Source organism: Actinomadura macra NBRC 14102, assembly GCF_001552215.1.
Taxonomy (GTDB): domain Bacteria; phylum Actinomycetota; class Actinomycetes; order Streptosporangiales; family Streptosporangiaceae; genus Spirillospora; species Spirillospora macra.
Map to the genome: position 1 here is coordinate 96,825 of NZ_BCQT01000020.1, position 11,991 is coordinate 108,815.

The 11,991-nt window shown below is 69.2% G+C and carries 10 protein-coding genes, 1 tRNA gene and 1 pseudogene; 6 read left to right on the top strand and 6 right to left on the bottom strand.

The window, feature by feature from the left end; translation table 11 throughout:
* Positions 1 to 45: 45 nt before the first annotated feature.
* Both AMA02S_RS32110 and AMA02S_RS32115 read right to left on the bottom strand, forming a co-directional pair.
* On the bottom strand, positions 46 to 2,850 hold the full coding sequence (locus tag AMA02S_RS32110) for an AAA family ATPase (RefSeq protein WP_169806928.1): 2,805 nt from the start codon (positions 2,848 to 2,850) through the stop codon (positions 46 to 48).
* Positions 2,851 to 2,984: 134 nt separating this feature from the next.
* On the bottom strand, positions 2,985 to 3,434 hold the full coding sequence (locus AMA02S_RS32115) for a DUF1931 family protein (protein ID WP_067465986.1): 450 nt from the start codon (positions 3,432 to 3,434) through the stop codon (positions 2,985 to 2,987).
* Positions 3,435 to 3,788: 354 nt separating this feature from the next.
* Here AMA02S_RS32115 and dnaK point away from each other — a divergent pair, with 354 nt between their 5' ends.
* From dnaK to AMA02S_RS45150, 6 genes and pseudogenes are all read left to right on the top strand, one after another.
* Complete coding sequence (dnaK, locus tag AMA02S_RS32120) at positions 3,789 to 5,663, top strand: molecular chaperone DnaK (protein WP_067465989.1); 1,875 nt, start codon at positions 3,789 to 3,791, stop codon at positions 5,661 to 5,663.
* A complete protein-coding gene (locus AMA02S_RS32125; RefSeq protein ID WP_067465992.1) occupies positions 5,632 to 6,219 on the top strand; it encodes a nucleotide exchange factor GrpE in 588 nt (195 codons plus the stop codon). Before dnaK ends, AMA02S_RS32125 begins: the two co-directional genes overlap by 32 nt.
* Positions 6,220 to 6,222: 3 nt before the next feature.
* On the top strand, positions 6,223 to 7,185 hold the full coding sequence (locus AMA02S_RS32130) for a DnaJ C-terminal domain-containing protein (RefSeq protein WP_067465994.1): 963 nt from the start codon (positions 6,223 to 6,225) through the stop codon (positions 7,183 to 7,185).
* On the top strand, positions 7,185 to 7,529 hold the full coding sequence (locus AMA02S_RS32135) for a chaperone modulator CbpM (protein ID WP_067465996.1): 345 nt from the start codon (positions 7,185 to 7,187) through the stop codon (positions 7,527 to 7,529). Before AMA02S_RS32130 ends, AMA02S_RS32135 begins: the two co-directional genes overlap by 1 nt.
* A complete protein-coding gene (clpB, locus tag AMA02S_RS32140; RefSeq protein ID WP_067465999.1) occupies positions 7,511 to 10,126 on the top strand; it encodes an ATP-dependent chaperone ClpB in 2,616 nt (871 codons plus the stop codon). Before AMA02S_RS32135 ends, clpB begins: the two co-directional genes overlap by 19 nt.
* Positions 10,123 to 10,329: pseudogene (locus AMA02S_RS45150) on the top strand (NlpC/P60 family protein); the annotation flags it as partial. The gene clpB and the pseudogene AMA02S_RS45150, both read left to right, overlap by 4 nt.
* A gap of 55 nt (positions 10,330 to 10,384) precedes the next feature.
* On the opposite strand, the gene AMA02S_RS43065 reads toward AMA02S_RS45150, so the two are convergent.
* The 4 genes from AMA02S_RS43065 to AMA02S_RS32150 all read right to left on the bottom strand — a co-directional run bounded on the left by AMA02S_RS43065 (position 10,385) and on the right by AMA02S_RS32150 (position 11,502).
* Positions 10,385 to 10,555 carry a hypothetical protein gene (locus AMA02S_RS43065; RefSeq protein WP_169806921.1) on the bottom strand — a complete coding sequence of 57 codons (171 nt, stop codon included), beginning with the start codon at positions 10,553 to 10,555 and terminating at the stop codon, positions 10,385 to 10,387.
* A gap of 86 nt (positions 10,556 to 10,641) precedes the next feature.
* Positions 10,642 to 10,709, bottom strand: a tRNA-Ser gene (locus tag AMA02S_RS42305).
* A gap of 92 nt (positions 10,710 to 10,801) precedes the next feature.
* Positions 10,802 to 11,131, bottom strand: a complete 330-nt coding sequence (locus AMA02S_RS32145; RefSeq protein WP_067466002.1) for a helix-turn-helix domain-containing protein — start codon at positions 11,129 to 11,131, stop codon at positions 10,802 to 10,804.
* Entirely contained in the window at positions 11,128 to 11,502 is a 375-nt protein-coding gene (locus AMA02S_RS32150; protein WP_067466005.1) for a type II toxin-antitoxin system RelE/ParE family toxin, read from the bottom strand. The genes AMA02S_RS32145 and AMA02S_RS32150 overlap by 4 nt, the downstream gene beginning before the upstream one ends.
* Positions 11,503 to 11,991: the final 489 nt, after the last annotated feature.

Sequence of the window (11,991 nt, forward strand, 5' to 3'; positions counted from 1 at the left end):
GAAGCGATCGGTGAGCTGGCCGAGAGAAGCGTGCCGTGGACTGGCTCACGCGCCGTCGGGGCTCTTCGTGGAATGCACGTCTGGTGGGTCGTCGGATTGTTCGATGGCCTGCCGCGCCAGTTCGACGCGCGAGCGGATGTCGAGTTTGCGGAAGACTTGCCGCAGGTGGAACGCGACGGTGTGAACGCTGACGGACAACTGATCGGCGATACGCTGGTTGGTGAGTCCCCGGGCGACGAGCCCGGAAATCCTCTGCTCGGTCCCGGTGAGGCTGTCCCAGCCGGTCGCGGGCCGGTCGCGGTGGTTCCAGTGCCGCCGGCGTTCCCCCATCCGCCGCAGACGCCCCCGGATCCGGGCGGCGTCGCGCTCGGCCCCGGCCGCCGCGTAACTGGAGAGCGCCTCGTCGAAAAACCGGATCGTCCGGCCGCGCGCGTCGCCCACCCCGCCCAGCAGGATGCCAAGGTCCTCGTAGGCGGAGGCGCGCGCCCAGTGGTCCGCGTGCACGGCGGCCGCGTTTCGCAGGAGGTCCGGATCGCCACGCAACAGCCCGCGGGCGTGCTCGGCGGAGGCGGCCAGGCTGGGCAGTCCCGGGTTCATGTCGGCAAGCCGGTCGGCCGCCGCGACGACCTCCTCGGCCGATCTGGTCTCATCCGCCGCGACCGCCGTCCGGACCAGCCAGGCCGCCGCCGTCGGATCGCAGGTCAGCGCCCGATTGTGCGCCGCCAGGCCGTCGAGGAGCCGGCTCAATCCGGGCAGGGCGGCCCGCGGCCCGTCGCACGCCTCGGTCACCTGCGCCCGGACCAGCTCACTTCGGGTCAGGTCGAAGGGCGGTGGTGCCGAGCCGCCCGCGTCGCCGAGGCTGTGCTCGGTGGCCGTCTCGAGATCGCCGGAGCGCAGCGCCGCGAGGGCCAGCGCGGACCGGGCGCAGGCGCCGAGAAGGTGCGCCCCGACCGCGTCGGCCGCCTCCAGCGCCGCCCTCGCCCCGCGGATCGCCTCCTCCGGACGTCCCTCCGCGAGGTCGATGCGTGATCGCACGATCGCCGGTCCGGCCGCCCAGCCGTCCCGTCCGATCCCGTCGGCCCCGCCGGTCCCCAGCACCATCGCCTGCCGTGCCTCGTCCATGAGCCTGACGTCCACCAGGAAAGAGGCCAGGATCAGACCGGGGTGGAGGCGGCACTCATGCACGCCGTCGTCGAACGCCTGCCGCACACCGGTCCGCGTGAACTCGAGCGCGCCGATCAGGTCGCCCTCGTCCCAGCCGTTCAAGGCAAGGACGATGAGCGCCCCGGCCACCAGACCACGGCCGGGCACGTCGCCCGCTTTGACGATCGCTCTGGCCCGGTCCAGTACGTTCCCGCTCTCCTGCAGTCCGGCCTCGGCCTGCAGGAGAGCGAGTTCGGCGCGGTCGCGCACCTCGTCCGGCAGATCCGGCATGTCCAGCACGACCTTGGCCGTGTCCGACGCCCTGGCCGCCTGGCCCATCGGCACCAGGACGAAGGACAGCGTGGTCAGCAGTTCGGCGGTGGACGGGCCGGACGCGCATTGGTCGAGCGCGGCCTCCGCGAGCTCTGCGGCTCCCATCAGGTTACCGGCGGCGACCAGCGCCCGCATCGCCGTCATCGTGCGCGCGAACCGCCGCGGGTCGGTGGGCTCGGTGAGGTCGAGCGCCCGGCGGGTCAGCTCGGCGGCGGCCGCCGGGCAGGTGTCGAGCATCTCGGCGCTCGCCTCGTCCAGGCTCTGAAGGACCTCCGGGACGCCTGGGACCGCCCCGGCCATGAGGTGGGTCGACGCGGCATTCACCCGGCCGCCGTGCTCTAGCAGGGTCCTGCCGATCTGCACGTGCAGCGCCTGCCGGACGGGACCGGGAATACTCGTGATCACCGATTCGCGCACTACGTCGTGCCGGAACACCAGAGCCTCCTCACGCGCCGTCAGCAACCCGGTCGCCAGTATCGCCTCCAGTGAGGGCAGCAGCCCGGAGGGGGAGATGCCAAGCAGATCGGCGGCTGCCAGGGGGTGGAACGTGGGCCCCAGCATCGCCGCGACCTCGAGAAGCCGCCGGGCCTCCGGATCCAGGTCGTCCAGTCGGCCCTGGATGACGATACGGGCCCGCTCCGGCAGCCGGGAGGTGACCAGGCGGGCGTAGCCCTGGGAGATCACCACCCCGCCCTCGTCGAGCAGTCCGTTCATCAGCTCGAGAAGCAGCAGCGGATTGCCGCCCGCTCGGTCCGCGAGCACGCGCAGGCCGGAGTCAGGGCGCGCCCCCAGAGCGGCGGTGACCAGGTCGGAGACGGCCTCACCCGACAGTGGGCGAAGCTGGAGCAGGACCGCACCGCCCGTCTGCAACCGGAGGAAGAGCCGGTCGAGGTCGGTGCCACCGGAGCTGGTGCGGCGTGCGAGGATCCAGCACACCGGAGACGACGCGAGCTGGATCGGCAGCGTCCGCAGCGCGAGGACTGTAGCGGGATCGGCCCATTCGAGATCGTCCAGGACGACCAACAACGAGGTGGCGCGGGCCCGCCGCTCGAGCGCGGCCCGCAGCCGCTCGGCCAGCCGGTCCTGTCCGTCGGTGGGGGGCGCATGCCGGCCGGGCTCGCCGAGTACCGACAGCAACCGCTCTAGGACCGCGGGCCGGCGCAGTTCGGGGGCCGTGTCCGCGACCACCACCGCGAAACCCTCGTCAGCGGCCCTCCGTGCGGCCTCCTCAAGCAGGCGGGTCCGCCCGCTGCCCGCCTCCCCCTCGACGAGCATGATCCTCGGACCATCGACGCGCGTCAGCAACTCGTCGATGCTCGCTCGTTCCCGTTGGCGACCGAAGGTCGTGCCTTGTGTCGGCGGCCTGCCGTCCATACAGGCAACGTGCCCCGGATCGCGCAGGCGATACGTGACGGTCAACGCGCCGCTGTCCTGTTCTTGGGCGGGCCAGGTCAACATTGAACAAAGTCGGACCGTCTGCCGCGCGCCGGTTAAAGCGGCAGTCCGGGTCACAACAGCAGGTCGAACATGCGCCGGACCTGCTCCCACTGCGTGGTCTGTGGGTTGCGCCGGTCCGGGAACATGATCCGGAAGGCTTGTGACAGCGCGTAGGAAAGGCCGCCCGCGATCTCGGGGAGCTTCTCGTCGGTGGCGTCGCGGACCGCGAGATCCAGCGGCGGCCGCCTCGCCAGCAGCTCCAGGATCGGTTCGACCTCGATCTCCTGGTCCAGCCGGCGGAACTGGTGGATGCTCTCCTGCAGGCCCTTCGTGATCGGCAGGTCGGACGGCTCGATGATGTCGCGCCCGTTCGCCTTCGCCTTGGCCTGTCCGATGAGAAGCAGGTCGTACAGCTCTGCGTCAAGGAAGTCGTGGTAGCGCCGCAGATCGTTCTTATCGACATCGAGCCCCGCAGCCGCCTTGAAGAAGCGCTCGAACCTGCTGATTCCTATCACGGCCATGCCAGTTACCTCGCCTGTCGTCTCCTGAAAGGAGGGGAAGGAAGTCCAGTTCGTCCAGCCTTCCCGCTCGGAGAGGGCGTCACATCGTCAGATCTTGTAGGACCAGGTCCGCGCGACGAGGCCGTGCGCTCGGGCCAGTCGGGGTGCCTGACCCCGTGAGCCCGCCTGCCCGGGTGCCCTTCCGTTCACGGCGAGTTCAGGGACGCGCCAGGAGGAGCGCGCACAGACCTACACGGTCGGTGGATGTGCCCAATCATCTGATGACGCAGCGTCGGTCACGAAGGCGTTGCCATCTCCGGCAACGGTGCACGCCATCTCACCGGAATGCGCGTGAGAACCATCGGAGGGAAGCTGATGGCCAGAGCAGTCGGCATAGACCTGGGCACGACCAATTCGGTCATCGCGGTGACCGAGGGCGGCGAGCCCCGGGTCATCCCCAATGCGGAGGGATCACGGACGACCCCGTCCGTGGTGGCCTTCACCGAACAGGGGGAGAGGCTGGTCGGGCAGTTGGCCCGGCGGCAGGCGATCCTGAACCCGAAGGGCACCGTCAGTTCGGCGAAGCGCTTCATCGGACGACGCTACGAAGAGATCGAGACCGAGAAGGACGCGGTCTCCTCCGATGTGGTCGCAGGGCCTGACGGGACTGCCCGCTTCGATGTGCGCGGCAAGCAGTACGCGCCGGAGGAGATCTCGGCGCTGGTTCTGCGCAAGCTGGCGGACGATGCCGGAAAATCGCTCGGCGAGAAGGTCACCGAGGCGGTCATCACGGTGCCCGCCTACTTCAATGAGGCCCAGCGGCACGCCACGAGCGACGCAGGGAAGATCGCAGGGCTCGAAGTCCTGCGCATCATCAACGAGCCCACGGCGGCGGCACTGGCCTACGGCCTCGACAAGAAGGCCAACGAGACCGTGCTGGTGTTCGACCTGGGCGGCGGCACGTTCGACGTCAGCCTGCTGAACATCGGCGACGACGTGGTGGAGGTCCGCGCCACCTCCGGTGACGGCCATCTCGGTGGCGACGACTTCGACCGCCGGATCGTCGATCACCTCGCCGATGAGTTCCAGCGGGAGAACGGGATCGACCTTCGGACGGACCCCCAAGCCCTGCAGCGGCTGTTCGAGGCCGCCGAGAAGGCCAAGGTCGAACTGTCCACGGTGTCGCAGACACAGATCAGTCTTCCGTTCGTCACGGCCGACGCCAGTGGTCCCAAACACCTCAACACCTCGCTGATGCGCTCCACGTTCGAGCAGATCACCACAGACCTGATCGAGCGTTGCGTCGGCCCGGTGGAACGGGCGATGAGCGATGCCAAGGTCGCCGCCGACGACATCGACGAGGTCATCATGGTCGGCGGGTCCACCCGGATCCCCGCCGTGCAGAGCCTCATCCGCAGGCTGACCGGCGGCAAGGACCCCAACATGTCGGTCAATCCCGACGAGGTCGTAGCGTTGGGCGCCGCGATCCAGGCGGGCGTCCTCAAGGGCGAGGTCAAGGACGTCCTGCTGCTCGACGTCACGCCCCTGTCGCTCGGTGTGGAGACCATGGGCGGGGTGATGACCAAGATCATCGAGCGCAACACGACCATCCCCGCCCGCCGTACCGAGACGTTCAGCACCGCCGAGGATGACCAGAACGCGGTCGACATCGTGGTCCTACAGGGTGAACGGGAACGGGCCGCCGACAACCGGGTGCTCGGTCGCTTCCGGCTGGAGAACATCCGCCCCGCGCCGCGCGGGGAACCGCAGATCGAGGTGACGTTCGACATCGACGCCAACGGCCTCCTCAACGTTTCCGCGCGCGACCAGGACACCGGCGCCGAACAGCGCATCACGATCAGCCAGAGCTCGAACCTCGACGAGAGCGAGGTCGAGCGCATGATCGCCGATGCGGAGCAGAACCGGCAGGAGGACGCCCGGCTCCGCGCGCAGGTCGACGCGCGCAACGAGCTGGACTCGGCCATCTACCAGGTCGAACACCGGCTCGGCGAACTCGGTGACGCGGTGCCCGTGCATGAGAAGGCGCGGGCCGAGGGGCTGATCGAGGACGCCCGGCAGGCCATCAAGGAGGAGGCGCCGCTCGACCGGCTGCGCACGCTCACCTCCGAACTCCAGCAGATTCTGCACGGCTTGGGAACCACCGCAGCGGGCGCGGGCGAGCGTCCCGCTGGGGCCACGACGGAAGGCTCGGACGAGGATGTCATCGACGCCGAATTCACGACGGACTGAGCAGCCCTGGGAGTCGGCCGACCAGGACCGGCCGCTCGAGCAGCCCGAGCGCGCCGCGCAGGGGCCCGAGCAGGAGGAGGCCGCCAAGGCGGCCGGCCAGGATTCCGGCGAGGTCGAACGGCTCAGGGCGCGGGTCGAGGAACTCGAGGACCTGTGGCGGCGTGCGAGCGCCGACCTCGACAACCTGCGCAAGCGGATGGCGCGCGAGCTTGAGACGCAGCACCGTGCCCAGCGGGCCGAGGTCACCGCGGCATGGCTGCCGGTTCTCGACGACCTCGAACGCGCCCTCCAGCACGCCGAGTCCGACCCGGCGAGCGTCGTCGAGGGCGTGCGCAGCGTCCGGGACCGGGCCGTGGCGACTGTGCGCGATCTCGGCTACCCGCGCCGCGATGACCTGGGGGTCCCGTTCGACCCGGCCCGGCACGAGGCGGTCGCTGTGCGCGCCGACCCCGACGTTCCGCCCGGCACAGTGGTCGAGGTGCACCAGCCAGGTTACGGCGTCGACGAGAACCAGTTGCGTCCGGCGCTGGTGTCGGTATCGGCCAAGGCCGGGTGACCGATGGCCGTCCAAGATCCGTACGCGGCGCTCGGAGTCTCCCGGGACGCAGGCCAGGACGAGATCCAGCGGGCCTACCGCAAGCTCGCCCGTGCCCATCACCCCGACATCAACAAGGACCCCGAAGCCGAGGAGAGGTTCAAGGACGTCTCCGAGGCCTACGCCATCCTGTCCGATCCGGAACAGCGCCGCCGCTATGACGCCTTCGGGCCCGACTTCCGGCGGGTCCCGGAGGACGTCGACCCGGATGTGTGGGCGCGCTCCCGTGCGGGTGCGGGCGCTGGCGCTGGCGCTGGCGGGGGCCGCGCCGGTCCCTACGCCACCACGGGCGGCGTCTACACCGGTGGGTTCGGGGAGGACATCGACTTGGAGGAGCTGTTCGGTGGGATCTTCGGCGGCCGCCGGCGGGGCGGCGGCCAGTGGTCCGCCTGGTCGCCGTCGCGCGGCGCCGACCAGGAGGCCGAGATCGAGGTCAGTGTCGAGGAGGCGTACCAGGGGACCAGACGCACCATCACCCTCCAGCGTCCAGAGGGCCCACGCACCCTGGACGTCACCGTGCCCGCCGGTGTGACCGACGGCCAGCGCATCCGGCTGGGCGGGCAGGGCGGGAGCGGCGACAGCGCCGGAGACCTCTACCTGGTGGTGCGGCTCACCCCACATCCCCGCTACCGCGTCGAGGGGCGCGACGTGTACACCGACCTCCCACTCACTCCGTGGGAGGCCGCTCTCGGCACGACGGCGGGGCTGCAGACGCCCGGCGGCGAGGCCAAGGTGAAGGTGCCTCCCGGCACGTCCAGCGGGCGGCGGCTCCGACTGCGCGGCCGCGGGCTGCCCAACCCCCGCGGTGCCCCGGGCGACCTGTTCGCCGAGGTCCGCATCGTGGTTCCCTCCGAGCCGTCCGAAACGGAACGCCGGCTCCTCGAGGAGCTCGCCTCGGCGTCGTCGTTCGATCCGAGGAGATCGTGATGGAACATCTGCTACCCGGCACGGTCTACGCCATCATCCCGGCCCGTCCCCGGCGGATGGACCTGGACACCTTCGCCGACGCCGCCGGAATCCATCCCGAGATGGCACGCCGGCTGGTGCGTCTCGGCCTGCTCGATCCCGAACGCGACCCGTCCGGCCGGCTCTGGTTCCCGCCCGCGCAAGTCGCCGCGTACGCGCGCCTCGAACGCCTGCGGACGGGACTCTGCCTCAACTACGCCGCGCTGGCACTCGTGGTCGAACTACTCGACCGCATCGCCGAACTCGAGCGGGAATTGCGCACCCAACACCACTCCGGAGGCCGAACGTGGATCCCAACCGCCTGACCCAGAAATCCCAGGAGGCCCTGCACGACGCCCAGACCAAGGCCCTGCGCTTCGGGCACGTCGAAGTGGACGGCGAACACCTCCTGCTCGCCCTGCTCGACCAGGCCGATGGACTGGTCCCGCGGCTGCTCACCGAGGCGAAGGCCGATCCGGCACGGTTGCGCGAGGCGCTGGAGGCCGAGCTGGCACACCGCCCGAGCGTGAGCGGTCCGGGCACCGAGCCAGGCAAGGTTCTGGTGACCCAGAGGCTCTCCCGCCTGCTCGACACCGCCCAGCAAGAGGCCGAACGGCTGAAGGACGACTATGTCTCCGTGGAGCACCTGGTCATCGCGCTGCTTGGGGAGGGCTCGGCGACGGCGTCGGGTCGGCTGCTGGACCGTCAGGGCATCACCAGGGACTCCTTCCTGGAGGCCCTCACCCGGATCCGCGGTCACCAGCGGGTAACGTCCGCCATGCCCGAGGTCGCCTACGAGGCTCTGGAGAAGTACGGCCGGGACCTGGTCGCCGACGCCGCGGCAGGCAAACTCGACCCCGTTATCGGCCGGGACACCGAGATCCGCCGTGTCGTCCAGATCCTGTCCCGCAAGTCCAAGAACAACCCGGTGCTGATCGGCGACCCCGGCGTCGGCAAGACCGCCATCGTGGAAGGGCTCGCCCGGCGCATCACCAACGGCGACGTCCCCGACGGCCTCCGCGACAAGACGATCTTCAATCTGGACATGGGCTCGCTCGTCGCGGGCGCCAAGTACCGAGGCGAGTTCGAGGAACGCCTCACCGCCGTGCTCAACGAGGTCAAGGCGGCCGAGGGCCGGATCCTGCTGTTCGTCGACGAGCTCCACAACGTCGTCGGCGCGGGCGCCACCGAAGGGGCCATGGACGCCGGCAACATGCTCAAGCCGATGCTCGCCCGCGGCGAACTTCACATGATCGGCGCCACGACGGTGGAGGAGTACCGCAAGCACGTCGAGAAGGACGCGGCCCTGGAGCGGCGCTTCCAGCCCGTCCTGGTCAACGAGCCCACGGTGGAGGACACCGTCTCCATCCTGCGCGGTCTGCGCGAACGCCTCGAGGTCTTCCACGGCGTGAGGATCCAGGACGCCGCCCTGGTCGCCGCCGTGACGCTCAGCCACCGCTACATCTCCGACCGGTTCCTGCCGGACAAGGCCATCGACCTGGTCGACGAGGCGTGCGCCATGCTGCGCACCGAGATCGACTCCCTGCCCGCGCCACTGGACGAACTCACCCGCCGCGTCATGCGCCTGGAGATCGAGGAGGCCGCGCTGGCCAAGGAGGAAGATGCGGGGAGTAAGGCCCGCCTGGAGACACTCCGGGGGGAACTGGCCGAGCTGCACGCCGAGGCCGACTCCATGCGCGCCCAGTGGGAGGCCGAGCGCCAGGCGCTTCGCAAGGTGCAGGCGCTGCGTCAGGAGATCGAACAGGTCGGGCAGGAGGCCGATCGGGCCGAGCGCGATTATGACCTCAACCGTGCCGCGGAACTGCGGCACGGCCGGCTGCCGGAGCTGGAGCGGCGGCTGCGCGCCGAAGAGGAGCGGCTGACCGACAAGCAGAACGGCGGCAGGCTGCTGCGCGAGGTCGTGACCGAGGAGGAGATCGCGGCGATCGTGTCCCGCTGGACGGGCATCCCGGTGAGCCGTCTGCAGGAGGGCGAGCGGGACAAGCTGCTCAGGCTCGACAAGGTTCTGCACGAGCGCGTGGTCGGGCAGGACGAGGCCGTCCAGCTGGTGTCCGATGCCATCATCCGCGCCCGCTCGGGCATCAAGGACCCGCGCCGCCCCATCGGCTCGTTCGTCTTTCTCGGCCCCACCGGCGTCGGCAAGACCGAGCTGGCCCGCACCCTCGCCGCCGCCCTGTTCGACACCGAGGAGAACATGGTCCGCATCGACATGAGCGAATACCAGGAGCGTCACACCGTCAGCCGGCTGGTCGGCGCGCCCCCCGGCTACGTGGGATATGAGGAGGGCGGCCAGCTCACCGAGACCGTCCGACGCAAGCCCTACTCGGTCGTCCTGTTCGACGAAATCGAGAAGGCGCACGGCGACGTCTTCAACACGCTGCTCCAGGTGCTCGACGACGGCCGCCTGACCGACGCGCAGGGCCGCACCGTCGACTTCCGCAACACCGTCATCATCATGACGTCCAACATCGGATCGGAGCATCTACTGCAGGGGGTCACCTCGGAGGGCGACATCGAGCCGGACGCCCGCGAGCGGGTGATGGGCGAGTTGCGCCGCCACTTCCGTCCCGAGTTCCTCAACCGGGTCGACGACATCGTCCTGTTCAAGCCACTCACGCTGCCGCAGATCGAGCAGGTCGTCGACCTGATGTTCAACGACCTCCGCGCCCGGCTCGCCGACCGGCAGATGCACCTGATGATCGACGAAGACGCCCGGCGCCTGATCGCCGAGCAGGGCTTCGACCCGGTGTACGGCGCCCGTCCGCTCCGCCGCTTCATCGCCCGCGAGATTGAGACCCGCATCGGCCGCGCGCTCATCGCGGGGGACGTCCGGGACGGCGCGACCATCCACATCACCGTCGTGCACGAGGAACTGAACGTCCGCTACGAAAACCCGGAATGACAGCCCGGGCGCACTGGCCTACTCGCGGCGGACTTCGCGCGGTTCCTTGTCCATGCGGACGCCACGTCTTGTCGTACTGTCAGCTCCTTGCTGTGCAGTCGGGACCCAGCCGCCCGGCCACCTTCCACCACGTCGGCATCTACCTTGGCCAAGGCCGTATGGTCCACGCTCCCCAAACCGGCGACGTCGTGCGCATCTCCCCGTTCACCGGCAACCCTAACCGCGACGCGAATACACCGGCGCCACCCGCCCCGCCACTCAGACCCGATTGGAGGGCTTGGCCGCGAACCACTGTGCCGCTTCGGCGTAGGTGCGGACGGTCTTGGGGGACTTCCCCTCGGCGTTGAGGTGGAGGGTGAACGAGTCGATCGCGGGCTGGAAGGTGCCTGCTCGCAGGTCCTTCGGTCGCCGCGTGCGGGCGGTACCCATCGGGAGATAGCTTTCCTCTGTTCAAGCGGTGTACACCGGTGGTGATCAGCCCGTTATCGGTGTTTTCACTGGTCAGAGGACCTGTGTGGGCAGGGGCGGGGTCGAACCGCCGACCTTCCGCTTTCAGAAGTAGCAACCACCCTGCGCCCACCCCGTCACCCGAGGTCAGACGGTGCCCGGCGTGTACCCGTGGTGGGCGCCGTGCGGTGACGTTGCCGTCAGGGTTGCCGTCACCGGTCGGTGCTGTCAGGCGACCTTGATGGAGTGGGGGCCGACGCTGACGGTGATGTCGACGTGTCCGCCGAGTGCGGTGGCGTAGGCGCGGAGTGTCTCCAGTTCCATGGCTTCAAGGTCGCCGTTCTCGATCTGGGAGACGCGGGACTGGGAGACGCCGAGGATCTGGGCGACCTCGGCTTGTGTCTTGCCGATGGCCATGCGAAGTTCCTTGAGGTGGTGGCCGGCGACATAGGCGTCCAGTTCAGCACGGGCTTGGGCCTGCCGCTGGGGGTCGGCCAGTTCGGGGTTGCGGCGGTGAGCTTCGGCCTTGATGTCCTGCCACCGGCGTCCGGTGCTCATCGTCCGGCCTCCTTGTCTTTTGCGGCCCGGTAATCGGCGTAGCGGGCTTCGGCCAGTGGGATGGCCTGGTCGTACCACCGGGACCACTGCCCGGCTTTGTCTCCGGCCACAAGGAAGATCGCGGCGCGGTCAGGATCGAAGACGAACAGCATGCGGATCTCGGACCTCCCGCTGCTGCCGGGCCGCAACTCCTTGAGGTTGCGCAGCTCGCTGTGTTCCAGGGTGTCGACGAGCGGCCGTCCCAGCGTTGGCCCTACGGCGGCCAGCCTGTCGATGGCCTGTTCGATCAAGGCTGCGGTGTCCACATCGGACTCGCAGAGCTTGAGGAACCAGCTCTCGACCGGGGAGGATGACGTCCCAGGGCACGCCATCAATATAACCTGTAGCTCATATTGATGGTCGACCGTCCGCCTCTGAAGGACGTCCGTTGCCGTCAAAGACAACGCCCCGAGCCAGCTGGCTTCGGGCGTTTTCGCTGGCGAGAGAGGTGGGCAGGGGCGGGGTCGAACCGCGACCTTCCGCTTTTCAGGTCACAACGCCTGAGCGCTGTACTGACCTGCGAAAACCCAGGTCGTTCACGAGCGAGAAGTCGATAAGCGGATTGTGTTCAACCTCAGGCTAGCGCGCTGCGTCACATGGTTGCTACCCAATGCGTACGGCGGTCAAGCCTCGCAGAAGGCTTGCTGCCCCGGTCGCGCGGATTGCCGGCACGTCTTCATGTGTGACTTGAGAACTTGGAGGACGAGGGTTCTGCAGTCACAGGATCGCCCTTCAGCGGGCAGCCCCTCGGTACGAACCTGACCAGTTCGGAGCTTCCGAGATGAAACCGGTCACGACAGGCACAAGCAGAACGAAGATCT

Bases quoted from the DNA above. Each gene is read 5' to 3' on its own strand.
- AMA02S_RS32110 (WP_169806928.1), bottom strand. From the start codon at position 2,850: ATGGACGGCAGGCCGCCGACACAAGGCACGACCTTCGGTCGCCAACGG.
- AMA02S_RS32115 (WP_067465986.1), bottom strand. From the start codon at position 3,434: ATGGCCGTGATAGGAATCAGCAGGTTCGAGCGCTTCTTCAAGGCGGCT.
- dnaK (WP_067465989.1), top strand. From the start codon at position 3,789: ATGGCCAGAGCAGTCGGCATAGACCTGGGCACGACCAATTCGGTCATC.
- AMA02S_RS32125 (WP_067465992.1), top strand. From the start codon at position 5,632: ATGTCATCGACGCCGAATTCACGACGGACTGAGCAGCCCTGGGAGTCG.
- AMA02S_RS32130 (WP_067465994.1), top strand. From the start codon at position 6,223: ATGGCCGTCCAAGATCCGTACGCGGCGCTCGGAGTCTCCCGGGACGCA.
- AMA02S_RS32135 (WP_067465996.1), top strand. From the start codon at position 7,185: ATGGAACATCTGCTACCCGGCACGGTCTACGCCATCATCCCGGCCCGT.
- AMA02S_RS43065 (WP_169806921.1), bottom strand. From the start codon at position 10,555: ATGGGTACCGCCCGCACGCGGCGACCGAAGGACCTGCGAGCAGGCACC.
- AMA02S_RS32145 (WP_067466002.1), bottom strand. From the start codon at position 11,131: ATGAGCACCGGACGCCGGTGGCAGGACATCAAGGCCGAAGCTCACCGC.
- AMA02S_RS32150 (WP_067466005.1), bottom strand. From the start codon at position 11,502: ATGGCGTGCCCTGGGACGTCATCCTCCCCGGTCGAGAGCTGGTTCCTC.